Raw genomic sequence first — 23,973 nt, 5'->3', positions numbered from 1 at the left:
AGTCATTGCATGACTGTTTGAAGTAATGACTCAAGCCACTGAATTGAAGGAGGAACTTTTATGTTAGGGATTGTGATTGCTACACACGGTGCACTAAGTGACGGTGCGAAAGACGCAGCTACCGTGATTATGGGCGCAACCGAAAATATCGAAACTGTTAATCTAAATAGTGGAGACGATGTCCAAGCACTAGGCGGACAAATTAAAACAGCGATTGAGAACGTCCAACAAGGGGATGGCGTGTTGGTCATGGTTGACTTATTAAGTGCGAGTCCTTACAATCAGGCAGTTTTGGTGATTAACGAACTCGAACCAGCACTACAAAAGAAAATCTTTGTGGTGAGTGGTACCAACCTACCAATGGTCTTAGAAGCGATAAACCATCAATTATTAGGCACACCGATTGCTGAAGCGGCGCAAGCGATTGTTGCGCAAGGCAAAGAAAGTGTGCAAGCATGGGATATTTCTATGACTTCCTTTGAGGACGAAGAGGATGAGGACGATGATTTTTAAGAATGTAGTAAAGGGTGAAAGCAATGAAATGGGGATTTAGATGGTACGGAGCGGCAGGCGATGCCATTCCGTTAAAACACATTCGACAGATTCCAGGAATTACTGGTGTTGTCGGTACCTTGTTAAATAAACTACCAGGTGATGTTTGGACAGTAGCCGAAATTCAGGCACTTAAACAATCGGTGGAACAAGAAGGATTAGCGCTTTTAGGAATTGAAAGTGTCGCTATTCATGATGCCATTAAAGCGGGGACGGATCAACGAGACCACTATATTGATAATTATCGCCAAACGTTACGTAACTTGGGGAAATGTGGAATTTCCTTAGTGTGCTACAGTTTCAAGCCTATTTTTGGTTGGGCTAAAACGGACTTGGCGTATGAGAATGAAGATGGCAGTTTATCGTTGTTATTTGATCAAGCTGTGGTAGAGAACATGCAGCCAGAAGACATGTATCAATTAATTCACAGTCAGTCAAAAGGATTCCGGTTACCAGGTTGGGAAGAGGAGCGTTTGCAACAATTTCAAGAATTGAAAGCCATGTATGCCGGCGTAACGGAAGAAGATTTGGTCGAAAATTTGCGCTACTTTTTAGAACGTGTGATTCCTGTATGTGAAGAAGAAAATATCAAAATGGGGATTCACCCCGATGATCCACCTTGGGAAATTTTTGGTTTGCCAAGAATCACTAAAAATTTAGCGGATTTAAAACGGATCCTTTCCTTGGTGGACTCACCAGCAAATGGGATTACATTTTGTACAGGTTCCCTCGGTGCGGACCCGACGAATGATTTGCCTACTATGATTCGTGAAATAGGTCACAGAATTAATTTTGTTCATTTCCGCAATGTGAAGTATTTAGGCGAGCATCGTTTTGAAGAAACGGCGCATCCGAGTGTCGCTGGTTCGTTAGATATGGCGGAATTAATGCAAGCACTGGTAGACGTAGGGTATGAAGGCGTTATTCGCCCTGACCATGGGCGGGCAATTTGGGATGAAAAAGCGATGCCTGGTTATGGTTTATACGATCGAGCAATGGGGTTGACCTATATTCAAGGACTGTACGAAGCAACCAAAGCCAAACAAAATAGGAAGTGACAGAATGGAAACAAAAGTTGAAAAAAATCAACTGTATCAACAATTAGCGACATGTAAACTTTTACCACTATACACTGCAACAGATTTACGCTATTTGCCACAAGTAGAATCAGTCTTAGTAGAAAACGAATTACCGTTTATTGAAGTCACTTTTCGGAGTCAGCTGGCCTTGCCTGCCATCAAACAACTTGCTGCTTCAGGGAATTTAATTGTGGGCGCAGGAACTGTTAGAACCTTGAAAGAAGCCCAAGAGGCAGTAGCGAACGGTGCACAGTTCATTGTTTCCCCAGCGATTGTTCCAGAAGTCATTGATTTTTGTCTGGCAAATGAGGTGCCTATTTTTCCAGGAACAGCTACGCCTGGGGAGATTCAGCGAGCGCTGGCGTATGGCTTACGAGTGGTTAAATTTTTCCCAGCCGATATTTATGGCGGGTTAAAAGCCATTAAAAGTTTAAGCGGTCCGTTTTATGATGTTCAATTTTTACCAACTGGTGGGATTGATGAAACAAACTTTATAGAGTATGTGGAAGCCAAAGAAGTATTAGCAGTGGGCGGTTCCTTTATTTTATCAGAAAAAATGCTTCAAGAAGATGAAGCTTCGGCACGCCAGCATGTTCAATCTTTACTCACGAAAATCAAAGAACGACAAGCAAAATAAAAAGATGGGCTAAGTTTTGTTACTTAGTCCTCTTTTTTTTGTCCAAATGTTACTGACATTATTTTAGTTTTCATTTTGTAAAAATAGTATAGGAGAAAAGCAATCAGTTATGTATAATTAGTGAAAGAAGGTTGCGTGAAGTAAAAATAAAAAGGAGAGCAAAGGATGTTAAAAAATGTAGAAGTGTTCTGGCAAAACTTTTTAGATAAACATGAATTAGATATGTTGATGCCCGATGTGTGGATGTTTGGTGATGGCTCTTCTGAGATGGGTAATCGTTTGGGTCAATTGGTTGTTTCTGGTCGTAAGACAGCGACATGTTCTTCTTTAGATATTTATAAGATGGAAGAAGAACAACTCCCTAAAGCTGGTCAATACGACATAATTTTAGATGGTCAGTCTCAACCGCTGGCTATTATTCGAACAACCAAAGTTGAAATTATGCCCATGAATAAGGTCTCAGAATCTTTTGCACAAGCGGAAGGTGAAGGAGATTTGACGCTGGATTATTGGTATGAAGAGCATGCGCGGTTCTTTAAAGAAGAACTGGCCCCCTATCAGCTACAATTTTATCCCGACATGCTGTTAGTTTGCCAAAGTTTTGAAGTGGTGGATCTTTATACAGAAAAAGAATAGACAGAGAAGCGGTGACTGACACGATTGAAACGAGCAGTCGCCGCTTTTTTTACTGATTTTTTGAAAAAGTTGCGTATGTTTATATAGACAGGGTGATAGAAAAGAGATGTGTATTTTAAGTGTCGAGGAAAAGATGGTACAATAACCTAAGGAATACTAACAAGGAGTGAATGTTATGAAAGAAGAATTTTCATATGAAATTTTAGAAGAAGTCGCTGTGTTATCTGAGAATGCTCGTGGCTGGCGTAAAGAATTGAATTTAATTAGTTGGAATGGTCGTCCACCAAAATTTGATTTGCGTGAGTGGGCCCCTGATCACGAAAAAATGGGTAAAGGCATCACCTTAACCAACGAAGAATTTGCTGAATTAAGCAAAACAATTAAATCCATGTAAAAGGAGCACCCTGTCAATGAAAAGTATGACTGGATTTGGAAAAAAGACCATTCAAAATGAAAATTATCAATTGGATATCGAAGTCAAAAGTGTTAATCAGCGGTTTTTAGATATTCAATTGCGTATGCCAAAGGAACTGAATGCCTATGAACTGGTGATTCGGCAAGTAATCAAACGCACGTTAAAACGTGGGCGTGTGGAAGTCTATGTAAATCTCCAAAAAATCGGCAACAATCAAAAAGAAGTGCGCGTGCAGTGGGACTTAATTGATCAATTATTAACTTCGGTAGATCAACATTTAAAGGAAAACTATCCGGAAGCAACGTTTGATGCAGGGGACACGGTCAACCATTTATTAAAGCAAAATGATTTTGTCGAAATAGTGGAAGCAGAAATTGCTGATCAGACATTTGAACCATTTCTTGTTCAAGCATTTGAAGCAGCCATCGCTAGTCTTGACCAAAGCCGTGTGCAAGAAGGAACGCAAATTAAACAAGTCCTGCTTGACTATGTAGCAGTGTTGACCCAATCAATTCAAGAGCTGCAAGCGTTTGTGGGCGTTTTTGAACAAGAATACCGTCAACGTTTTGAAGCGAAATTAAACGAATGGTTAGGTAGCCAAGTGGATGAAACACGCTTATTAACAGAAATGGCCATTTTATTGGAAAAAGGCGATATTCATGAAGAATTGGATCGTTTGGATATCCATATTGATAAGTTGCATCAGTTGCTTGACGAAACAGAACCAGTGGGCCGAGAACTAGATTTCTTAATTCAAGAAATGAACTGTGAAGTCAATACGATTGGTTCGAAATCAAGTCCAATTGAAATAAAAAATAGTGTCGTTCAAATGAAAACAACCTTAGAAAAGATTCGGGAACAAATTCAAAATGTCGAATAGAGAAAATGGTTTCGTGTTTTTCCAGAAAACGCTATAATATAGAAGTAACGAATAAATGACAGAGGTGAAAGCAATGACTAAATTTTATGATGTAACCTTTCAAGAATTAAGTGGTCGTTCTGTGGTAAAAACAGAAGTCGCTTCAGACAGAGAACCATTTGACGTCTGGCAAGATGCTTGTGCAAGCTATTCTGAAACAGAGTTAAATATCCAAATTAACGAAGACACGTTTGTTACTTTGAATCGTCACTTTGTTGTGCGCATTGACGTGAAAGAAGTTGACGGCCCTGTCGACAAACAAGTTCGTCGTCGCGATGAATTGATGAACGTGGTCAATACGCTTTCTAATATGGGCTTATAAAAAATACCACCAAGCATTTCACGCTTGGTGGTATTTTTTTAATTAGAATAAAAGAAACAAGCCAACGGCGCATAGGAAAGAAAGAACTGCGGCACTTAAAAAGATTGTCCGCATGGATGCAGTTTTACTGCTTTCTTTGCCGTGTTTTTTCTGACGTTCTAAACGTTTTTGAAGCTGACGGGTAATTACTGAGAAAATCAGCCCGAAAAGGACTAAAACACTTGTGGCAATCGATTTGGGAATAAAATGATTCGGTTCTGCAACGGTGGTATCCCCAGAATGTTCGTTTGATTCTTCCGCAGCTTCAGCTGTTGTTTGTTTTGGCTTAACTTCTTGGTAAGCCATTTTAGGCGCTTGAACAGTACTATTTAACAATGTCAAAGGCGTGTCGACTTGCACCTGCCCTGCTACTAATTTAAAAGTAGGCTGACTGCCTTTGGGAATGACACCGTATAAATCGTTAGCCAAAGTGACTTTTTTATGATCAATGGTTTGTGGCCCTTTGTCTAAAAGTTTTTTGCGTTCGTATGTCGTATAGGCATAGTCCAGCAAAGCATTCCCAGCCACATGCCGTTCGTATTCACCATCTTGGTTTTGCCAATTACCAACGCCTAAAATGACTTCAATTAAACGGAAATCTCCTTGTTTGACAGTCGCAATATAGTTAAAGCCGCCTGTTGGACTAGAGCCTGTTTTTAAACCATCCACGCCTTGATAACCATACTTAGCGCCTGGTAAAGAATAATTGTACGCTTCAAACGTTTCCTCGTAAGGCGTGCCGACCATTGTTTTCACCACTGGTTTATTGGTGATTTCTAAAATTTCTGGATAATTTTTCAGAAAATGATAGGTTAGTGAAGCTAAATCTCTAGCTGTAGAGACGTTATCGCCATTTGGGTCAATTCCTTGCATTTGATACAGGCCGTTAAAGGCACTTGCTTGCGCTCCACTGCAGTTGTAATAGGTAGTATTTGTCATCCCTAATTCAGCCGCTTTTTGATTCATTAAATGAACAAAGTCAGTAGGCTGGTTCCCTGAAATTAAGTTTGCCAACATGAGAGTCGCCACATTAGAAGAGGGGACAGCAATCATTTTTAACAGTTCACGGACTGGATAAGCAACACCTAACGTAATTTTGTTATTACTAATGGCATATATTTTAGAAATATCGACATCTTTTTGCGTAGCAGTCACAGTCGTATCCATTGTAAATTTTCCTTGCTCCATTGCTTCAAAGGCCAAGTACATGGTCATCACTTTGGCAATACTGGCAGGATTCCACGCTAAATCTGGTTGCTGCGACCAGAGAATTTCTCCAGAATCAGCATCAACAACGATGGCTGCTTTGGGAATGCCATCCGCTTTCAGGGTCGTTCCCATTTTTTTAGCAATTGCGGTAATATCTTCTTCTGCGTGAGTCACAGTAGGTTGGGCAAAAAAGGCCCCACAACTGACAACTAAGCCTAGCAGAAACAATGTAAATGGTTTAATTCGTGCGATGTTTCTCAGTCCTTTCTTATTCACGTTTTTTCATCCTAAAGGAGTCATCACTTCATTTTACTTAAAAAATGGCTGCCTGTATAGGAATTCTAGGTAATTTGTTTAAAAAAAGAACAAGTTATGAAAGCCAAATTAAAGAAGAAATGTTATTTTTTCAGTGAATCTCCAAGAAAGTCTTGAAAATTGCAGAAAAAAAGTGCAAAATAGAACTAATACTGTGAAATTATGTTTTGAAAGGAAGTCGTTATGTCAGAGCGCGGGTTATTAATCGTATTGTCAGGTCCTTCAGGAGTGGGGAAAGGGACTGTAAGAAAGGCTATTTTCGACAGTGAAGAAAATGATTTTCAATATTCAATCTCAATGACCACTCGGAAACAGCGAGAAGGCGAAGTGGATGGAGTAGATTACTATTTCCGTTCAAGAGAAGAATTTGAAGCGATGATTGAAGCTGGAGAAATGTTGGAATATGCGGAATATGTTGGTAACTATTATGGGACACCATTAACGTATGTTAACCAGACGCTAGATGAAGGCAAAGACGTCTTTTTAGAAATCGAAGTCCAAGGGGCTAAACAAGTCAAAGACAAAGTGCCTGATGGCGTATTTATCTTTTTGACACCCCCCGATTTAGCGGAATTAAAATCAAGAATTATTGGCCGCGGAACAGACGAAATGTCTGTGATTGAAGAACGAATGGCTGTGGCCAGAGAAGAAATCGAAATGATGGCGCTGTATGATTATGCGGTAGTGAATGATGAAGTTCCTTTAGCCGTGCAACGAATTAAAGACATTATCGCGAGTGAGCACTTCCGTGTTGACCGTGTAATTGGAAAATATATTAAAATGTTAGAGGAGATGTAGCCTTATGATGTTAAAACCGTCAATTGACTCATTGTTAAAAGAAGTCCCTTCAAAATATTCTTTGGTTATTTTAGCAAGCAAACGTGCGCATGAATTAGATGAAGGTGTTCAACCAACCGTTGAATCCTTTGATTCTGTAAAAAGTGTGGGTCGTGCGTTAGAAGAAATCGAAGCAGGAACAGTGATCAGTGATCCAAATCCTGAAGAAAAACGCGAACGTCTACGCATTGAACGTGAAGAACGCAAACGCCAACGTGAACAAGAACAAAAAGAATTAGAAAACCGTTTACGTGACGAAAAAAATTAATTGAATGATTGTCAACGAATGGAGAAAGCCGTCTGTCTATTTCAGAGGCTTTCTCTTCGTTTATTCTGAAAGGTGCCAACGAGACACACAAGACAAATCAGTCAATCTTTAGTACAATAGGCAAAGAGAATTTACATAAAAAGGAGGACGCACCATGCAAAAAGTAGCCAAAGTTATTGTGGATGTACCAACGATGCAAACCGATCAACCATTCACTTATTTAGTTCCTGAAAATTTAAATGAGCAATTGGCTGTCGGCATGCGTGTAGAAGTGCCTTTTGGTAACGGTAATCGGCATGTTCAAGGGTTTGTTCTAGCCATTGAACCAATGGCTGCAACGGTTCTTGACGAAACCAATGTTCAGTTGAAAGAACTAGTGGCGGTGTTGGATTTAAAACCTGTTTTAAATACAGAAATGTTGGCTTTAGCTGATTATATGAAGGAAAAAACGTTTGCTTTTAAAATCACTTGTTTGCAAACCATGTTGCCTAGCGTAATGCGTGCCGATTACCAAAAATATATTTATTTAACGGATGAGCTTTCTGAAGAATTACAAGATCAGTTATTTTATGGTTTAGAGGAAATTTCGTGGGACCAAGCGCAAGAACGTGGGCTTTTGCCTCAACTAATGGCGTTGCGTAAACAGCAAAAAGTCGATATTCGCTACGAAGTTACGACGAGAAATAAAGTCAAAATGGTCCGCTTCATTCAAGCCGCTAAGGAATTTGAACAATTAGAGGAAATTCGTTTGGGTTTACGCAAGGGAGCTAAGAAGAAAGAGCAACTTCTTTACTATTTACAACGCTTGGGCACTGAAAAAGTCACCGCTGTGAAGGAAATGAAAGAATTAGGTTTCAGTACCGCACTTTTAAATGAAGCGGCCAAAAATGGCTGGTTAACGTTCATTGAAAAAGAAGCGTATCGTGATCCGTTTGCTAATCAGACGTTTGAAAAAACGACTGCGTTATCTTTGAATGCAGAACAACAGGTGGCTGTGGAAACAATCTTACAATCGGTCCAAGAACAGCAAAGCCAAACCTACTTATTGGAAGGTATTACAGGAAGCGGGAAAACAGAAGTTTATCTACAGGTCATTGCAGAAGTTCTTAACCAAGGCAAAACAGCCATTATGCTTGTCCCTGAAATTTCTTTAACTCCGCAAATGGTGCAACGCTTTAAAAGTCGCTTTGGCGAACATGTTGCTGTAATGCACAGTGGCTTATCGCAAGGTGAAAAATACGACGAGTGGCGGAAGATTGAACGAGGAGAAGCGGAAGTGGTGGTTGGCGCGCGTTCTGCCATTTTTGCGCCAATCGAAAACATCGGTGTGATCATTATTGATGAAGAACACGAGGCAAGTTATAAACAAGAAGAAACCCCCCGCTACCACGCGAGAGATTTAGCGATTTGGCGTTCGGAGTACCATCATTGCCCTGTTGTTTTAGGCAGTGCCACGCCGTCCTTGGAATCACGCGCTCGCGCACAAAAAAATGTTTATCAGCGGTTACGATTAACACAGCGTGCCAATCAAGCGGCAACCTTGCCTACGATTGATGTAGTGGATATGAGGCAAGAAGTAGAAAATGGCAATGTCTCTTCTTTTTCCATGTCGTTGCAAGAAAAACTCCAAGAACGCTTAGAGAAAAACGAACAAAGTGTTCTCCTACTTAATCGCCGTGGCTATTCGTCATTTGTGATGTGTCGCGATTGTGGCTATGTGTTGCCGTGTCCGAATTGTGATATTTCCTTGACTTTGCATATGGATAGTAAAACAATGAAATGTCATTATTGTGGACATGAAGAACGGATTCCTTATCGCTGTCCTAACTGTGGCCAAGATAAAATTCGCTACTACGGAACAGGCACACAAAAAGTAGAAGAAGAATTACAAACGTTGTTACCAGACAGTCGTATTCTCCGAATGGATGTTGATACGACCCGTCGCAAAGGTGCGCATGAAAAGATTTTGCGAACATTTGGTGAAGGACAAGCGGATATCTTATTAGGCACACAAATGATTGCCAAAGGACTGGACTTTCCAAATGTGACGTTAGTCGGTGTCTTAAATGCTGATACCGCCTTGAATTTACCCGATTTTCGTTCTAGTGAACGGACCTTCCAGTTATTGACACAGGTCAGCGGTCGCGCTGGTCGCGCTGAAAAACCGGGGGAAGTCATCATTCAATCTTTTAACCCCGAGCATTATGCGATACAATTGGCAAAAGCCCAAGATTATGAAGATTTTTATACAAAAGAAATGTATATTCGTCATCGTGGGGATTATCCGCCGTACTATTTTACGGTCCAAATTACGGCTAGCCATCCTGAAGAAAATGAAGCAGCGAAACAAATGTTTCAAATCGCGACGAAATTAAAACAAGGCTTATCGCCGCAAGCTATTTTGTTGGGACCAACGCCCAACGCAATTATGCGTGTCAATAATCGATACTTTTATCAAGTGATTATCAAGTATAAACAAGAACCAATGCTTCAACCATTATTGAAAGAAATTTTAACCGATACACAACGAGCAACGGCTCGTGGCTTAAAGCTTTCCATTGATGCAGAACCCATGAATTTTATTTAAAAAATACAGCTTTGAAAGGAGCACTTATGCGCTATCCAGTTGTGATTCACCCGAACGAACACTTAAAAATGAAGGCTCAACCTGTGACGATTATTACCGATGAAATTGTGCAGTTACTAGAGGATATGTATGAAACAATGCTGGCCCATGATGGGATTGGCTTAGCAGCCCCGCAAATTGGTAAAAATTTGCAAATGGCAGTGATTGAAATCGATGAAGAATCTGGTCGTTTTGAACTAATTAATCCAGTGATTATTGAAAAAAAGGGAACCAGTATTGATGTGGAAGGCTGTTTAAGTATTCCAGAAACATATGGAACCGTTGAACGAGCAGATGAAGTGACTGTCCGTTATTTTGACCGTGAAGGTGAAGAAATGGAAGTTACGGCTTACGGCTATTTAGCTCGAGCTTTTCAACACGAAATTGATCATTTGAATGGCGAGTTATTTATCGATAAAATGATTGAGAAAATTGCACCAGAAGATTTAGAAGCGTATATGGAGGAACATTTTGATGACTAAAATTGTATTTATGGGCACACCAGCCTTTTCTGTTCCGATTTTAGAAAGTTTAATCGAGGCAGGCTATGACGTTCAAGCGGTTGTCACGCAACCAGATCGACCAGTTGGCCGAAAAAAAGTGATTACCCCAACGCCTGTCAAAGAAGCAGCTTTAAAACATAACTTATTAGTCTTACAACCAGAGAAAATTTCAGGTTCTCCTGAAATGGAAAAAGTGATTGACTTAGCACCAGATTTAATTGTGACAGCAGCCTTTGGACAATTTTTACCAGAGAAAATTTTAAAAGCGCCCAAACTAGGTGCGATTAATGTCCATGCCTCACTTTTACCAAAATATCGTGGCGGCGCACCTGTACATTACTCGATTATTGAAGGAGAAAAAGAAACAGGCGTCACGATTATGGAAATGGTGAAAAAAATGGATGCTGGCGCGATTTTAGCGCAACGTGCAATTCCGATTACGAAACAAGACGATGTAGGCACCATGTTTGAAAAATTAAGCATTCTAGGAAAAGAACTTTTATTAGAAACGTTACCCAAGCTAATTGCTGGCGAAATCACGCCTATTCCACAAGTGGAAGAAGAGGCTACTTTTTCACCAAATATTACCCGGGAACAAGAACGAATTGACTGGCAAAAAACTGCTGAGGCAATTGATAACCAAGTGCGTGGTATGCGTCCTTGGCCAACAGCGTTCACAACCTATCAAGGGACCAACTGGAAAATTTGGGCAGTGACACCACTGACTGAAACAACAACCAGCGCCCCAGGAACGATTATCCAGCGTAGTAAAAAAGCGCTATGGATTGCTTGTGGTGAAGGGACAGTCCTTCAAATTGATCGCCTGCAACCAGCAGGTAAAGGTCAATTAACGATTCAAGAATTTTTAAATGGCGTTGGTCAAAATGTCGCAGAAAAAGATAAGGTGGACTAACAAAAATGGCTGAAAAAATCCCCAAGAAATTAAAACGTTCTGTTCGATACGTTGCTTTAGAAACCATCGAACGTGTGGATAAAGGTGGGGCGTACTCCAATCTTTTACTTAATGAAATGATGACAAAATCAGAACTAAGCGAGAAAGATGGCCGCTTGTTTACAGAACTTGTCTACGGCACAATTAGTCGCAAATTATTGTTGGAATACTACTTAACACCATTTGTTAAGAAACAGCAAAAAGTCGATAATTGGGTGAAAAATTTATTGATTTTATCGTTATATCAATTACTTTATTTAGATAAAGTGCCTGATCATGCAGTCATTAATGAAGCGGTTGAAATTGGCAAACGTCGTGGCAATCCTGGGATTGGTAAATTCGTGAATGGCGTGCTGCGGGCGTTCCAACGAAATGGAGCACCTAGTTTGGCAGCAATTAGCGATCCAGTTGATCGTTTAGCAACGGAAATTAGCATGCCACGTTGGTTAACAGAAAAATTACTTGCCCAATTAGGCGAAGAAGAAACACGGCAGTTGGGTTTGTCATTATTTGAAAAAAGTCATGCGAGTGGTCGAGTAAACACGCGGTTTATTTCACGAGAAGAAGCGCTGGAAGAATTACAAGAAACAGGGATTGCCGCGAAGGAAAGTCAACTTTCCCCTTATGGTGTTGTCGCTGAAAAAGGCTACTTAGCTGGCAGTGAACTGTTTATTAACGGTTGTTTAACCATTCAAGATGAAAGCTCTATGCTCGTGGCTCCAGCGATGCAAATTGAACCGCATCATCGTGTCTTGGATGCTTGTGCGGCTCCTGGTGGCAAAACGACTCATATCGCAACTTTTTTAGAGGCTGAAGCAGGTGGTCGTGTGACTTCTTTAGATATTCATGCGCACAAAATTAAGCTAATTAATGAAAATGCGCAACGCCTCCATGTGGCGGAAGTCGTCCAAGCAGAAAAGCTTGATGCGCGACAAGTGGCCGAAGAATTTCCCGCAGAAACCTTTGATCGGATTTTAGTTGATGCACCATGTTCAGGCTTAGGGCTAATGCGCCGTAAACCAGACATTAAATACCATAAAACGGCCAATGATTTTCAAAATTTACCTAAAATTCAGTTAGAAATCTTAGAAAGTGTTGCCCCAACACTAAAACAATGGGGTATAATGGTCTATAGCACTTGTACTATTACGCCAGAAGAAAATCAGGAAGTAGTGGCAGCCTTTTTAGCCAAACACCCTGAATTTGAAAAAATTGAAATTGTTGCAAATGAAAACGTCCAAGCAGTAGTAAAAGAGCAAGAACTGGTTCTGTATCCCCATCAATACATGACAGATGGCTTCTTTATTTGCTGTATGCGGAAAGTTAGTTCAAATGAGGTGAAATAATTTGGAAATCAACGTTCAATCAGATGTCGGTCGCAAAAGAAATACGAACCAAGATTATGCCAACGTTTTTGAGAACCAACAACACATAACCTTTGCTGTTTTAGCAGATGGCATGGGTGGCCACCAAGCAGGTGATGTCGCTAGCCAAATGGCAGTCAATAATTTAGGTGAGAGTTGGTCCAATGCGTCTGTCGACTCAGCTGAAAAATCTGCACAGTGGTTAATTCAAGCAATTCAAAAGGAAAATGAAAAAATTTATGAACGCGGACAATCGAAACCAGAGTATTTAGGAATGGGGACAACCGTGGTTGGTGCCATTCTTTTACCGGATTCATTTGTCTTAGCAAATGTGGGGGATAGTCGTGCTTATTTAGTTCGTGACCAACACATGTTACAATTAACAGAAGATCATTCTTTAGTGAATGAACTAGTAAAATCAGGGGAGATTACTCGTGAGATGGCTGCAAATCATCCACGAAAAAATGTCCTAACACGTTCTTTGGGAATGCCTGGCACTGTCGAAGTCGATGTAACCAATCATGAATGGCTGCCTAATGACTATTTACTGTTATGTTCGGACGGTTTAACCAATATGGTTCCTGAGACAAAAATTTTAGAAATTTTAGAGACGTCAGATCCCTTAGAATCCAAATTAAGCCAACTCGTTGCCCAAGCAAATGAAGCGGGTGGTTTAGATAACATTACCGTGTTAGTGATACACTTTGACGAACAGAAGGAGGAAAACCAATGATAGAAATCGGCAAGAAGCTGAATGGTCGATATCACATTATTGGCAGCATCGGAAGCGGCGGCATGGCCAACGTCTATTTAGCACACGATTTAATTTTAGACCGAGACGTTGCAGTAAAAGTCTTGCGCTTTGACTTCCAAAACGATCAAGCCGCCATCCGACGTTTTCAGCGTGAAGCACTAGCCGCAACTGAGCTGGTTCACCCGAATATCGTCAGTGTGTACGATGTAGGCGAAGAAGATGGACTACAATATTTAGTCATGGAATATGTGAAAGGAATGGACTTAAAACGTTACATCCAAACGCATTTCCCAATTCCTTATTCCACAGTTGTGGACATTACGCAACAAATTTTATCTGCTGTCGCAATGGCACATGAACATAGAATTATTCACCGGGATTTAAAACCGCAAAACATTCTGATTGACGAACACGGCACAGTCAAAATTACTGACTTTGGGATTGCGATTGCTTTGTCAGAAACGTCAATTACGCAAACGAACACAATGTTAGGTTCGGTGCATTACTTATCGCCAGAACAAGCGCGCGGAAGCATGGCGACTAACCAATCAGATATTTACGCTGTGGGAATTATTCTCTATGAAATGTTAACGGGGAATGTACCGTTTGATGGTGAATCAGCCGTAACGATTGCCTTAAAACATTTTCAAGAAGAAATTCCTTCTGTCAAAATGTTTGATCCAGGGATTCCTCAATCATTGGAAAATGTGGTTCGTCACGCAACCGCAAAAGACCCAAGCGATCGCTACAAAACAGCGAATGAGATGGCAGAAGACTTATACACGTCCTTGTCAGCCAGTCGTTTAAACGAACCTGCGTGGGAACCAACGGCTTTATTAGGAGAAACGAAAGTATTAACTCCGATTCCCGAAGACATCGCTGAACCGGAAGAGACAACGCCTGTCGAAGTTCCAGAAGATATCGCAGATGACATTTTAGCTGAACAACCACCGAAGAAAAACCGCAAAAAATTGTGGATTGGCTTAGCAATTGCGGCATTAATTGCTTTAGCAATAGGTGGCTTAGCCTTTGCAATGTCGGGCGGTAAAGACGTTGAAGTTCCTGATGTTACAAATGAAACGAAAGCGGCCGCTTCACAAGCGCTACAAAGTGCCGGGCTGAAAGTCGATAGTGAAACCAAAAAAATTCCCGACGATAAGATTGAAGAAGGCAAGGTGGTCAAAACAGACCCCGAAGCAAAATCATCTGTGAAAAAAGGCCGATCTGTTACTTTATATATCAGCTCTGGAACAGAAAAAATTGAGATGGCCGATTATACAAAGGAATCGTATGAATCTGCTGTCGAAGCCTTGAAAAAACTAGGGTTTTCAGAAGACCAAATTACAACGAAAAAAGAATACAGTGATTCTGTGTCTACAGATAACATTATTAAACAAAAACCAGCTGCAGGTAAAAAAGTTGATCCGAAAAAAGACAACGTCACTTTAACGGTCAGTGAAGGACCAGAAGCGGTTACTTTGCCTAGTTACGCCGGTTATTCTTACACAAATGCAGTAAATGCACTGGCACAATTAGGTATTTCTGAATCTCAAATTACGCGTGTCGACCAAGCAAGCGATACGGTAGAACCAGGTTTAGTCATTACGCAAGACCCCGCACCAGGGGGCACCGTAGTACCTAAAAATGGTCAAGTGACATTATATGTAAGTAAAGGTAGCGACAAAGTGACACTTTCTGATTATAGCGGAATTTCTTATGATAATGCGGTAAGTCGCTTAATTGCTTTAGGTATCCCAGAATCTCAAATAAAACGAGTGGACGAAGAAAGCGACAAAGTTGAAAAAGATACTGTGATTAGTCAAGAACCAGCTTCTGGTACCGCTGTTGATCCGAAAAATGACACGATTACTTTACATGTCAGCAAAGGCAGCGACTCAGTAACTGTTCCCGATATTTCAGGTTATTCGCCAAAAGCTGCAGAAGACAGCATCAATAACGCTGGCCTTAAAATCAATGAACAAGGATTATCTGGCTCTGGCGATGGCCAAGTCGTTGAACGAACTAGCCCATCCGCTGGCAGCAAAGTCAAAAAAGGCGACGCTGTTACGGTTTATTATTCAAAAGCAAATGATTCAAAAAGCACCACTAGTGAAAGTAGTACGAGTAATTAAGACAAGAGGTTGGGACAGGAGTGTTTAGCTTCAAGAACCAAGTAGGTACTGTTTAACATCTATTTGCTTTTCAAATAGTGTTTCTCAGCAATAAGAAGAAGCTGCTCCTGTCCCGCCGTTTATCTTAAGGTTTAAGTCTAGGAAGGTAAGTCATTTCGACTTATGTCCTAGGCTCTTTTTAATTAATAGAATCGAGAGGCTCCCTTGATTTCTCTGCCACTATCCTGTATATTCGAAAGTAGTTAGGAGTGGTTTATCTGAAAGGTCAAATCAGAAAAGCGTTAAGCGGTTTTTATTATGTATACGCAGATGGAGAAACATATCAAACAAGAGCGCGAGGGAATTTTCGTAATCGAAAAATTACGCCACTCGTGGGAGATGAAGTACTTTTTGAAAGCGATAATTTAACAGATGGTTATGTGTTGGAAATTTTACCAAGACGAAATGAATTAGTGCGCCCGCCTGTTGCAAATGTGGATCTAGGTGTGGTTGTCATGAGTATGGTTTCGCCAAATTTTTCGTTTAATTTGTTGGATCGTTTCTTAGTCAGCTTAGAGTATAAGGATATAGAACCAGTTATTTATTTAACGAAAGTTGATCTATTAGATGAGCCGCAACGTCAAGAAGTCACTGAAATTAAACAGATTTATGAAGCGTTAGGTTATGCGGTAATCGCTTCGGAAGACGTAGAAGCCACCAAAGAATTAGAACGCTTTTTCCCAGAACGGTTGACTGTTTTTATGGGACAATCAGGCGCTGGAAAATCAACATTGTTGAATCAAATTTCACCAGAATTACAACTAGCAACTGCGGAAATTTCCCAATCTTTAGGACGGGGCAAACATACGACCCGTCACGTGGAGTTGATTCCGTTATACGACGGTTTGGTTGCTGATACACCAGGATTTAGTGCCATCGATTTCTTGGAGATGGAAGCAGTGGAATTACCAAAGCAATTTCCTGAATTTGTTGCCGCGGCCTCTCACTGTAAGTTTCGTGAATGTATGCACCACAAAGAACCTGGTTGTGAAGTGAAACGCCAAGTGGAAGCGGGAACCATTGCGACGAGTCGTTACGAAAATTATTTACAGTTTTTAATGGAAATCGAGAATCGACGACCTGTTTATAAGAAAAAATCATAGCAAATATAAAGGGAGCGAGCCAAATGAAACTAGCACCATCCATTTTAAGTGCCGATTTTGCCAATTTAGAAAGAGATATCCGTTTAGTAGAAGAATTAGGAGCAGATTATATTCATGTTGATGTCATGGATGGTCAATTTGTGCCCAACATTACCTTAGGACCGAATATCGTTTCAGCGATTCGTCCAGTGACAAAACTACCATTGGATGTTCATTTGATGATTGTACAACCTGAAAATTATATCAATGCCTTTGCGGAAGCCGGTGCGGATATTATTACCGTCCATCAAGAAGCAACACCCCATATTCATCGTGCCTTACAAATGATTAAAAATGCGGGTGTGAAAGCTGGCGTAACCATCAATCCTGGGACACCACTTTCGATGATCGAAAATGTATTAGACTTGGCAGATCAAGTCTTGGTAATGACTGTCAATCCAGGCTTTGGCGGACAATCATTTATTGAAAACTCACTAGAAAAAATTGCTCAATTAAAAGAATGGAAAGAAACAAAAGGATACACCTATGAAATTGAAGTCGATGGCGGGATTGTTCCTGAAACTGCCGCACGCTGCAAAGAAGCTGGTGCGGAAGTGTTTGTTGCAGGCTCCTACATTTATAATGCTGAAAATCCTCAAGAACGAATCGATGCACTGAGAGCAGTGCTAGACAAATGAGTCGTGTCTTACTGGTAGCTGGCGGCGATCCAAGTGATTGGCCAACCATTGAACCAGCTACGTATGATTATTTCGTAGGTATTGATCGCGGCTGTCTCCATTTATTAGAGGCCGATTTACCGTTACAATTAGCAGTGGGCGATTTTGATTCATTATCACGAGAAGAATACCATTTTGTCCAAGAAACTGCCGAAACACTCATCCAAGCACCTGCTGAAAAAGATGATACAGATACACAATTAGCGCTTCAAGAAGCTTTACAACGATTTCCACAAGCAGAGATGACGATTATCGGTGCGACAGGGGGCAGAATTGACCACCTGTTAGCCAATCTTTGGTTACCCTTTGAACCACGATTTCAAGGCGTACTTCGCCAAATCCGTCTATGCGATCGTCAAAATAGCATCCAGTATTACGCCCCTGGTTCGTATATCGTACCAAAAGAGCCAGATAAAGAATATCTGGCCTACTGCTGTTTGACGCCTGTAGAAAACTTGACGCTACGACGCAGTAAATATTTATTAACCAATCAAGATGTTCCTTACCCAACATCGTATGCAAGTAATGAATTTATCGAAGAAGCCGCTGCTTTTTCCTTCGATGCAGGGATGATTGCGGTTATTCAAAGTAAAGATAAGTAAAAAGAGGTTGGACCTTCAGCAAAGTGATGAAGGTCCAACTTCTTTTTTTTTGCAATAAAAAAAGCCGAACAACGAACGTCCAGCTTTGCTTATTTAAGTTTATTAAACACGTTCGATTTTACCAGATTTCAAAGCACGAGTTGACACCCAAACTTTTTTAGGTTTACCATCGATTAATACGCGAACTTTTTGTAAGTTAGGTTTCACAGTGCGTTTTGTTGAGTTCATCGCATGTGAACGGTTATTACCACTTGAAGTCTTACGACCAGTGAAGTAACATACTTTTGCCATTTTAAGTTTCCTCCTTTGCCTTGATCTTGGAGCGATAATATTCAGCTCATACTAACTTAATTTATCATATTAGGCACTGATTTGCAAGAAGATTTTTAGTTGATAGTGATAAAATTAGCTTTTCAACAAACCACAAGTCTAGAACAAAGTTGACAGGAAATTACTAATTAGATTAGAATTTAATTAGAAACGTGAAAGGAGAACTGGAATGATTGAAATAATTATTTGTGAAAAACAAAAAAGGCGCAGAGAATGGCTGGAGAAATGGATTCCTCGTTTGATACTGATAGAAAAGTTTGAAATGAAAATCGTCTTATCTGTTAATGAGGGCTCCGAAGTCATTACTTATATTCAAAAAAATCCTCTAAAACCGAGGCTGATTTTTTGGGGAATTGAAGAGAATGAAGATGTACATAGTTTAGAAGCAACGATAGCAGTTAGAAAATTGGATGATGGTTTCAGTAAATTAGTATTTTTAGCAAGTAATCCTTGTTTTCTAAGGAAATCCTATGATTATAAGCTAGAGGCAATGGATTTTATTACAGAAACGGAAAAAGAACGATTGAAAAAAAGGGTGCATGAGTGCATAAGAGTCGCAAATCAACGTTTTAAACAAATAAATTTATTCAGAGGAACAGTTCAGTTAATAGAAAAACATCAAATAAGAACTGTCGATTTATCAGAAATATTATATTTAGAATCTTCTGATATTCCGCATAAAATAGTTATTCATCGAGCAACTGAGTATTTTGAAATTTATGGAACCTTAAGGGACTTTGAAAAAGAGTTTGAAATCCTATGTAGATGTCATCAATCTTTTCTGGTTAATTTAAACCATATAAAACAAGTATCAATAAAAGACCGATTAGTTAGAATGAGCAACGAGGATATTTGCTTAGTCTCGGTACGAGGAATGAAACAATTAAAACTAAAATTAATAGAACGGAATATAAAATACAAGTAGGCTTTTTTAGTAGTCGTTTAAGAAAAAACGGGTATTTTATTTAAGAATTATGCTAAGTTTATTCTAAGAGCTGATAGTAATTAGGAGGAAAGTCTATGAAAAGAAAACAACTTAAAATAATTGTTGCGATGTTCTTATTGGTAGGTTTGAGCTTGTTTTATTCTGGAAGAAAGGTAGAAGCTGCTTCAATGGCTACTACAGTGAAGAGCTCAATGGTCTATAATTATAATTTGGCTGGAAATATTTTTCGTATTGATAACTATTGGCGAACAATTTATTATAATCAATATTGTTATCGCAGTGGTTAAGGCACATATTGGGGTTCGAACGGAATCTATAAAACGAAAACAACTGCTTATTATTACAGCTACAGGTAGTGATAGGAAAAAATCAGCTCTCAGGATACAGGATTTTTTAAGTTGTTCTGTATCCGTTTACATAACATTTTGGTGGAGGCTAATAAAATGATTGAACTTGATAACATAAGCAAGCGTTACGGAAATAACGAGGTTTTAAAAAATGTGACACTATCTATTGATAAGGGGAAACTGATATCATTTGTGGGGCCAAATGGTGCTGGGAAAAGTACCTTACTGAAAATAATTGCAGGGATGGCCCCCGTGGATGAAGGAACTGTTCATTTGGCTGGGACCAAAGTCAGCAATACCTTCGATGTCGTAGGCAAAGTTAGTTTCTTTTTGAATGATACAATTTTAGTGGATGGATTAAGTGGAGAAGAACATCTTTTATTATTAAATGAAACGCAATTACAAAAAGCGTATGAATTACTTGCTTATTATGCTGTACCAGAGATATTAAAGAAAAAAGTGGGTAACTATTCTTTAGGAATGCGTCAGCTCTTGCTGATTGTTTTAGCAGTGAGTTTGGATACGCCAATTATTATCTTCGATGAAGTGATGAATGGCTTAGATCCAATAAATAGAAGAAAAACGATTCAATTAATGAAAAAGTTGAAAAAAACTAAACTTGTTTTAGTGTCCTCCCATCAATTATATGATGTCCGTGATATATCAGACAGGATTGCCTTTGTTTATGACAAGAAAGTAGAAATTTATAGCAACAAATCAGAATTAGATTTGAATCAATTATATGAAAACTTGATAGAGGGGGGAGCCCATGAAATTTGAATTGTTGAAAAGTTTGAAAAATAAAAAAAATAGCATCCTTGCAATTGTTTTTTTCTTATTATGTACCTTGCAATTATTTTCGGCAATGAGAATGGTGGGAACATTTGCAATAAATAGTGAAAATAGCATAAAAGAAAATATTACTATTCTATCAGAAGAGATAAAAACTGCTAAAAATGATGAGCAACAAGCTTCGATTGATCATAAGACAAAACAATTTATTCAAGAATATATTGCATCGACAGAAAAAATGCTAAATCTTTTAGAAAAACAGTTAGATAGTTTGGCAACAAAAAATTACAAAACATATTGGAATTTGGAAAGTAAGAAGAAGGATATCCTTTTAAATTCACAATCTGTGCAAGGGCAAGATTCTTTACAAGAAAGAATTCGTTTGGAAAATGATCAGCTTTTAATTACAGAATTAAATAAAAGAAAACTGGACTTTGAAACGGACCTTGGATTGCCGATTAGAGCTTTTCCTTTTTTAATCGGGTTATGTCAGTTTCTCTCATCGGTCTTAGTTATTATTTTATTTATCGTTTTAATGGGTGACAGCCTTTCACGAGATTTTGAAAATAAAAGTTTTTATCTCTATGCTCCCGTGTTGCAAGGTTTTAAACAACTGATTTTAAAAAAGAATCTCAGTAATACGTTCCTAAGTTTTGCTCTTTTACTGGGGAGTGCAGGACTTGTTTTTCTAGTTGCTGGAATTCTCAACGGTTTCAATACAGGGGATTATCCACTGATTATCGGTAATGAACAATTAGGCTATTCTACGATAACTGTCTGGGAATTAATATTTCGCTTTATTCCTTACTATTTAGTGGTTATTTTTTTTCTGAGTTCTTTCCTAACAATGATTAGTGCTCTCGTCAAAAAATCGCTAGCATCAATAGGAATTGTAATTATTTCCTATTTTGGTTATACATTAGTGGCACAAAGCGAACTACTTACTAATGTGAAAAAATTTATTCCTTACAGCTATATCGATATATTTAAAGTTGTTACATTACAAGAATTACAGATGCCACAGAACGTCTATTTAGTTGGTTTTATTATATTAGGCGCCTGTGCGATGGCATTTAATTATTTGACAGCTGTTTTTTTAAATAACGTAAAGATTTTTGAAACGATGTAATAAATTCCTAGGCTTACTTAATTTACAGTTGAAACAAAATCACCAGACAAGATTCAATGAACCAAGTCGAATCTTGTCTTTTTCTGCATTGACAATGCACGACAAACGTTGTAAATTGTACAAATGTTGGTAATTATGAGGAAGGGTCTATAATATCTGACGAACTTCCTTTTAATTAAAGGCTGGATATGATAAAATGTTATGGAAGAAAATAGGGCGAATGTGCTCTTATAAGGAGGCTTTCATCAATGGCTGTAAAAATTCAAACACCCGCAGGTACCATTGAGATTACCAATGATGTGATCGCTACAGTAGTTGGCGGAGCTGCGACAGATATTTACGGAATTGTCGGAATGGCAAGCAAAAATCAAATTAAAGATAACTTAAACGATATTTTACGTCGTGAGAATTACTCACGTGGTGTCGTTGTTCGTCAAGAAGACAACGGAATCGCAGTGGATGTCTACACGATTGTTAGTTATGGTACAAAAATTTCTGAAGTTTCTCGTAACGTCCAAGAAAAAGTAAAATATAATCTTGAAACATTATTAGGTGTCACTGCGAATTCAGTTAACGTTTTTGTTCAAGGAGTTCGTGTATTACCGGATTAGAGGTAGTGTACTGTCAACGATGCAATTGCACAAGGAAGTCGTGTGTTGCCGTTAGCGGTAAATCTGAAGGAGGATTTTTTAGGTGAATGTAACAGAAATCAGCGCAGGTCAGTTCCAGGAAATGGTCCAGGCAGGTGCGACTCGTCTGCACACAAATGCAGAATATGTCAACTCATTAAACGTTTTCCCTGTACCCGATGGTGATACAGGAACAAATATGAACTTATCAATGACCAGTGGTGCAAAGGCTGTGGCCGATTCTCGCTCTGAAAAAGTAGGAGAATTAGCAGGCGCGTTATCCAAAGGGTTATTAATGGGTGCTCGTGGAAATTCTGGGGTTATTTTATCTCAATTATTCCGCGGCTTCTCAAAACAAATTCCTGAGGTTACAACATTAAATGCCAAAGACTTGGCCGCTGCATTTACACATGGTGTAGAAACAGCGTATAAAGCAGTGATGAAACCTGTTGAAGGAACAATCTTAACTGTTTCTCGTGAAGCGGCGCGTTCTGGTGAACGTAAAGCGAAAGAAACAGATGACTGTATCGAAGTTATGACAGCTGTTGTAGCAGGTGCTAAACGTGCCTTAGCGAAAACACCTGATTTATTACCTGTCCTAAAAGAAGTCGGCGTTGTAGATAGTGGGGGTCAAGGACTACTATTTATCTATGAAGGATTTTTAGAAGCGCTTAGTGGTGAATTTTTACCAACTGAAACGTATGAACCAAGTCCTGCCGAAATGGACGAAATGGTTAATGCTGAACATCACCGTGGTGTTAGTGGCCACGTTGCGACAGAAGACATTAAATTTGGCTATTGTACAGAAATTATGGTTCGTATCGGCGAAGGCCCAACCGTGGACAGCGCTTTTGATTATGAAACATTCAGAAACTACTTAAATGAACTAGGCGATTCTCTATTAGTCGTTAACGATGACGAAATTATCAAAGTTCACGTACACACCGAGCATCCAGGTGAAGTGATGAACTACGGCCAAAAATTTGGTTCGTTAGTAAAAATAAAAGTAGACAATATGCGTTTACAACATGAAACGTTAGTTGAACGCGATGCTCAGCAAGAAGCGTTGACTGAAAAAGTTCGCGTACCGTTTGCTGTGATTGCTATTGCAGCCGGTGAAGGCGTTCAAGAATTATTCCGAAGTTTAGGTGCAAGCTACATTATTAGTGGTGGCCAAACAATGAACCCAAGTACGGAAGATATTTTAAAAGCAGTCAAAGAAGTGAATGCAGAGCAAGTCATTATTTTACCAAACAACAAAAACATCTTTATGGCGGCTGATCAAGCAGCAGAAGTTGCCGATGTACCAGTAGCGGTTGTTCCATCTAAAACCATTTCTCAAGGAATGACAGCAATGTTAGCTTTCAATGATCAACAATCATTAGAAGAAAATAAAGCAAGTATGACGGAAATGTTAGACAGCGTTGTGAGTGGTCAAGTAACCACAGCTGTTCGTGACACAACCATTGATGACGTTGAAATTAAAAAAGATGACTTCTTAGGAATGATTGATGGTAAAATCGTCGTTTCTGAAGCAGATCGTTTTAATGCATCATTAGACACGTTGAACCGCATGATCGATGAAGACACTGAAATCGTGACAATTATTGTCGGCGAAGATGGTTCGGTTGAAGAAGCTGAAAAGCTAATCGCTATTTTAGTTTCTGAAAACGATGAACTAGAAACAGAACTTCATGAAGGTGGACAACCTGTGTATCCATACTTATTCTCAGCAGAATAGGTTTTCGTGATGAAAAAATAAAAACGAATAGGCTGGTTCA

Annotated in this window: 26 protein-coding genes; 24 read left to right on the top strand and 2 right to left on the bottom strand. The window is 39.4% G+C overall.

Annotated features, from left to right (window positions below; all coding sequences use genetic code 11):
- Positions 1 to 60 precede the first annotated feature (60 nt).
- From IGK86_RS13350 to IGK86_RS13320, 7 genes are all read left to right on the top strand, one after another.
- Complete coding sequence (locus IGK86_RS13350; protein ID WP_002354905.1) at positions 61 to 513, top strand: PTS sugar transporter subunit IIA; 453 nt, start codon at positions 61 to 63, stop codon at positions 511 to 513.
- A gap of 23 nt (positions 514 to 536) precedes the next feature.
- Positions 537 to 1,610: a mannonate dehydratase gene (gene uxuA / locus IGK86_RS13345; RefSeq protein ID WP_002388613.1), complete on the top strand. Its 1,074-nt coding sequence runs from the start codon at positions 537 to 539 to the stop codon at positions 1,608 to 1,610.
- 4 nt (positions 1,611 to 1,614) lie between these two features.
- Positions 1,615 to 2,268, top strand: coding sequence for a bifunctional 4-hydroxy-2-oxoglutarate aldolase/2-dehydro-3-deoxy-phosphogluconate aldolase (locus tag IGK86_RS13340; RefSeq protein WP_002354907.1), 654 nt, complete (start codon positions 1,615 to 1,617; stop codon positions 2,266 to 2,268).
- A 165-nt stretch (positions 2,269 to 2,433) separates the two neighbouring features.
- The gene (locus IGK86_RS13335) at positions 2,434 to 2,904 is read left to right on the top strand and encodes an ASCH domain-containing protein (protein ID WP_002354908.1); all 471 of its coding nucleotides are present in this window, start codon (positions 2,434 to 2,436) and stop codon (positions 2,902 to 2,904) included.
- Between the two features lie 175 nt (positions 2,905 to 3,079).
- Positions 3,080 to 3,298, top strand: a complete 219-nt coding sequence (locus IGK86_RS13330; RefSeq protein WP_002381076.1) for a YdbC family protein — start codon at positions 3,080 to 3,082, stop codon at positions 3,296 to 3,298.
- 16 nt (positions 3,299 to 3,314) lie between these two features.
- Positions 3,315 to 4,199, top strand: coding sequence for a YicC/YloC family endoribonuclease (locus IGK86_RS13325; RefSeq protein ID WP_016617394.1), 885 nt, complete (start codon positions 3,315 to 3,317; stop codon positions 4,197 to 4,199).
- A 55-nt stretch (positions 4,200 to 4,254) separates the two neighbouring features.
- Positions 4,255 to 4,560, top strand: coding sequence for a hypothetical protein (locus tag IGK86_RS13320; RefSeq protein ID WP_002383233.1), 306 nt, complete (start codon positions 4,255 to 4,257; stop codon positions 4,558 to 4,560).
- A gap of 42 nt (positions 4,561 to 4,602) precedes the next feature.
- On the opposite strand, the gene IGK86_RS13315 is transcribed toward IGK86_RS13320, so the two are convergent.
- Entirely contained in the window at positions 4,603 to 6,084 is a 1,482-nt protein-coding gene (locus tag IGK86_RS13315; RefSeq protein ID WP_438742568.1) for a DUF1958 domain-containing protein, read from the bottom strand.
- Between the two features lie 222 nt (positions 6,085 to 6,306).
- Between IGK86_RS13315 and gmk the strand changes: the two genes are divergently transcribed.
- The 11 genes from gmk (at position 6,307) to IGK86_RS13260 (ending at position 18,019) form a co-directional block, all read left to right on the top strand.
- Positions 6,307 to 6,921 carry a guanylate kinase gene (gene gmk, locus IGK86_RS13310; RefSeq protein ID WP_002354915.1) on the top strand — a complete coding sequence of 205 codons (615 nt, stop codon included), beginning with the start codon at positions 6,307 to 6,309 and terminating at the stop codon, positions 6,919 to 6,921.
- 4 nt (positions 6,922 to 6,925) lie between these two features.
- Positions 6,926 to 7,228, top strand: coding sequence for a DNA-directed RNA polymerase subunit omega (gene rpoZ, locus IGK86_RS13305; protein WP_002354916.1), 303 nt, complete (start codon positions 6,926 to 6,928; stop codon positions 7,226 to 7,228).
- Between the two features lie 154 nt (positions 7,229 to 7,382).
- Positions 7,383 to 9,815, top strand: a complete 2,433-nt coding sequence (priA, locus tag IGK86_RS13300) for a primosomal protein N' (protein WP_002365371.1) — start codon at positions 7,383 to 7,385, stop codon at positions 9,813 to 9,815.
- Between the two features lie 26 nt (positions 9,816 to 9,841).
- Positions 9,842 to 10,336, top strand: a complete 495-nt coding sequence (gene def / locus IGK86_RS13295) for a peptide deformylase (protein WP_002371656.1) — start codon at positions 9,842 to 9,844, stop codon at positions 10,334 to 10,336.
- Positions 10,329 to 11,270 carry a methionyl-tRNA formyltransferase gene (gene fmt / locus IGK86_RS13290; protein ID WP_002368448.1) on the top strand — a complete coding sequence of 314 codons (942 nt, stop codon included), beginning with the start codon at positions 10,329 to 10,331 and terminating at the stop codon, positions 11,268 to 11,270. Before def ends, fmt begins: the two co-directional genes overlap by 8 nt.
- Before the next feature lie 5 nt (positions 11,271 to 11,275).
- Positions 11,276 to 12,655, top strand: coding sequence for a 16S rRNA (cytosine(967)-C(5))-methyltransferase RsmB (gene rsmB / locus IGK86_RS13285; protein ID WP_016617393.1), 1,380 nt, complete (start codon positions 11,276 to 11,278; stop codon positions 12,653 to 12,655).
- A 1-nt stretch (position 12,656) separates the two neighbouring features.
- Positions 12,657 to 13,406: a Stp1/IreP family PP2C-type Ser/Thr phosphatase gene (locus IGK86_RS13280; protein ID WP_002354922.1), complete on the top strand. Its 750-nt coding sequence runs from the start codon at positions 12,657 to 12,659 to the stop codon at positions 13,404 to 13,406.
- Positions 13,403 to 15,559, top strand: coding sequence for a serine/threonine protein kinase IreK (gene ireK, locus IGK86_RS13275; RefSeq protein WP_010824012.1), 2,157 nt, complete (start codon positions 13,403 to 13,405; stop codon positions 15,557 to 15,559). The genes IGK86_RS13280 and ireK overlap by 4 nt, the downstream gene beginning before the upstream one ends.
- Before the next feature lie 248 nt (positions 15,560 to 15,807).
- Positions 15,808 to 16,701 carry a ribosome small subunit-dependent GTPase A gene (rsgA, locus tag IGK86_RS13270; protein ID WP_002359046.1) on the top strand — a complete coding sequence of 298 codons (894 nt, stop codon included), beginning with the start codon at positions 15,808 to 15,810 and terminating at the stop codon, positions 16,699 to 16,701.
- A 23-nt stretch (positions 16,702 to 16,724) separates the two neighbouring features.
- Positions 16,725 to 17,378: a ribulose-phosphate 3-epimerase gene (rpe, locus tag IGK86_RS13265; RefSeq protein ID WP_002354925.1), complete on the top strand. Its 654-nt coding sequence runs from the start codon at positions 16,725 to 16,727 to the stop codon at positions 17,376 to 17,378.
- Positions 17,375 to 18,019 carry a thiamine diphosphokinase gene (locus IGK86_RS13260; protein WP_016617391.1) on the top strand — a complete coding sequence of 215 codons (645 nt, stop codon included), beginning with the start codon at positions 17,375 to 17,377 and terminating at the stop codon, positions 18,017 to 18,019. Before rpe ends, IGK86_RS13260 begins: the two co-directional genes overlap by 4 nt.
- Before the next feature lie 102 nt (positions 18,020 to 18,121).
- Here IGK86_RS13260 and rpmB read toward each other — a convergent pair whose 3' ends face one another.
- On the bottom strand, positions 18,122 to 18,310 hold the full coding sequence (rpmB, locus tag IGK86_RS13255; RefSeq protein ID WP_002354928.1) for a 50S ribosomal protein L28: 189 nt from the start codon (positions 18,308 to 18,310) through the stop codon (positions 18,122 to 18,124).
- Positions 18,311 to 18,518: 208 nt separating this feature from the next.
- On the opposite strand from rpmB, the gene IGK86_RS13250 reads away from it, so the two are divergent.
- The 6 genes from IGK86_RS13250 (at position 18,519) to IGK86_RS13225 (ending at position 23,933) form a co-directional block, all read left to right on the top strand.
- Positions 18,519 to 19,274: a LytR/AlgR family response regulator transcription factor gene (locus IGK86_RS13250; RefSeq protein ID WP_016617390.1), complete on the top strand. Its 756-nt coding sequence runs from the start codon at positions 18,519 to 18,521 to the stop codon at positions 19,272 to 19,274.
- Positions 19,275 to 19,369: 95 nt separating this feature from the next.
- Positions 19,370 to 19,582 (top strand): hypothetical protein, encoded by a 213-nt coding sequence (locus IGK86_RS13245; RefSeq protein WP_016617389.1) that lies wholly within the window; start codon positions 19,370 to 19,372, stop codon positions 19,580 to 19,582.
- 156 nt (positions 19,583 to 19,738) lie between these two features.
- The gene (locus tag IGK86_RS13240) at positions 19,739 to 20,422 is read left to right on the top strand and encodes an ATP-binding cassette domain-containing protein (protein WP_010713717.1); all 684 of its coding nucleotides are present in this window, start codon (positions 19,739 to 19,741) and stop codon (positions 20,420 to 20,422) included.
- 85 nt (positions 20,423 to 20,507) lie between these two features.
- Complete coding sequence (locus IGK86_RS13235) at positions 20,508 to 21,563, top strand: ABC transporter permease (protein WP_025188422.1); 1,056 nt, start codon at positions 20,508 to 20,510, stop codon at positions 21,561 to 21,563.
- A 248-nt stretch (positions 21,564 to 21,811) separates the two neighbouring features.
- Positions 21,812 to 22,174 (top strand): Asp23/Gls24 family envelope stress response protein, encoded by a 363-nt coding sequence (locus tag IGK86_RS13230; protein WP_002354933.1) that lies wholly within the window; start codon positions 21,812 to 21,814, stop codon positions 22,172 to 22,174.
- An 82-nt stretch (positions 22,175 to 22,256) separates the two neighbouring features.
- Positions 22,257 to 23,933 (top strand): DAK2 domain-containing protein, encoded by a 1,677-nt coding sequence (locus tag IGK86_RS13225; protein WP_002354936.1) that lies wholly within the window; start codon positions 22,257 to 22,259, stop codon positions 23,931 to 23,933.
- Positions 23,934 to 23,973: the final 40 nt, after the last annotated feature.

Origin of the sequence: Enterococcus sp. DIV1206, assembly GCF_051712485.1 — a bacterium.
Classification (GTDB): Bacteria; Bacillota; Bacilli; order Lactobacillales; family Enterococcaceae; genus Enterococcus; species Enterococcus faecalis.
This window is presented reverse-complemented; position numbering and strand designations above follow the sequence as displayed.

Bases quoted from the DNA above. Each gene is read 5' to 3' on its own strand.
- IGK86_RS13340 (WP_002354907.1), top strand. From the start codon at position 1,615: ATGGAAACAAAAGTTGAAAAAAATCAACTGTATCAACAATTAGCGACA.
- priA (WP_002365371.1), top strand. From the start codon at position 7,383: ATGCAAAAAGTAGCCAAAGTTATTGTGGATGTACCAACGATGCAAACC.
- IGK86_RS13250 (WP_016617390.1), top strand. From the start codon at position 18,519: ATGATTGAAATAATTATTTGTGAAAAACAAAAAAGGCGCAGAGAATGG.
- IGK86_RS13335 (WP_002354908.1), top strand. From the start codon at position 2,434: ATGTTAAAAAATGTAGAAGTGTTCTGGCAAAACTTTTTAGATAAACAT.
- ireK (WP_010824012.1), top strand. From the start codon at position 13,403: ATGATAGAAATCGGCAAGAAGCTGAATGGTCGATATCACATTATTGGC.
- IGK86_RS13260 (WP_016617391.1), top strand. From the start codon at position 17,375: ATGAGTCGTGTCTTACTGGTAGCTGGCGGCGATCCAAGTGATTGGCCA.
- fmt (WP_002368448.1), top strand. From the start codon at position 10,329: ATGACTAAAATTGTATTTATGGGCACACCAGCCTTTTCTGTTCCGATT.
- IGK86_RS13245 (WP_016617389.1), top strand. From the start codon at position 19,370: ATGAAAAGAAAACAACTTAAAATAATTGTTGCGATGTTCTTATTGGTA.
- def (WP_002371656.1), top strand. From the start codon at position 9,842: ATGCGCTATCCAGTTGTGATTCACCCGAACGAACACTTAAAAATGAAG.
- IGK86_RS13325 (WP_016617394.1), top strand. From the start codon at position 3,315: ATGAAAAGTATGACTGGATTTGGAAAAAAGACCATTCAAAATGAAAAT.
- rpmB (WP_002354928.1), bottom strand. From the start codon at position 18,310: ATGGCAAAAGTATGTTACTTCACTGGTCGTAAGACTTCAAGTGGTAAT.
- IGK86_RS13230 (WP_002354933.1), top strand. From the start codon at position 21,812: ATGGCTGTAAAAATTCAAACACCCGCAGGTACCATTGAGATTACCAAT.
- IGK86_RS13330 (WP_002381076.1), top strand. From the start codon at position 3,080: ATGAAAGAAGAATTTTCATATGAAATTTTAGAAGAAGTCGCTGTGTTA.
- uxuA (WP_002388613.1), top strand. From the start codon at position 537: ATGAAATGGGGATTTAGATGGTACGGAGCGGCAGGCGATGCCATTCCG.
- gmk (WP_002354915.1), top strand. From the start codon at position 6,307: ATGTCAGAGCGCGGGTTATTAATCGTATTGTCAGGTCCTTCAGGAGTG.
- IGK86_RS13350 (WP_002354905.1), top strand. From the start codon at position 61: ATGTTAGGGATTGTGATTGCTACACACGGTGCACTAAGTGACGGTGCG.
- IGK86_RS13235 (WP_025188422.1), top strand. From the start codon at position 20,508: ATGAGAATGGTGGGAACATTTGCAATAAATAGTGAAAATAGCATAAAA.
- rpoZ (WP_002354916.1), top strand. From the start codon at position 6,926: ATGATGTTAAAACCGTCAATTGACTCATTGTTAAAAGAAGTCCCTTCA.
- rpe (WP_002354925.1), top strand. From the start codon at position 16,725: ATGAAACTAGCACCATCCATTTTAAGTGCCGATTTTGCCAATTTAGAA.
- rsmB (WP_016617393.1), top strand. From the start codon at position 11,276: ATGGCTGAAAAAATCCCCAAGAAATTAAAACGTTCTGTTCGATACGTT.
- IGK86_RS13240 (WP_010713717.1), top strand. From the start codon at position 19,739: ATGATTGAACTTGATAACATAAGCAAGCGTTACGGAAATAACGAGGTT.
- IGK86_RS13320 (WP_002383233.1), top strand. From the start codon at position 4,255: ATGACAGAGGTGAAAGCAATGACTAAATTTTATGATGTAACCTTTCAA.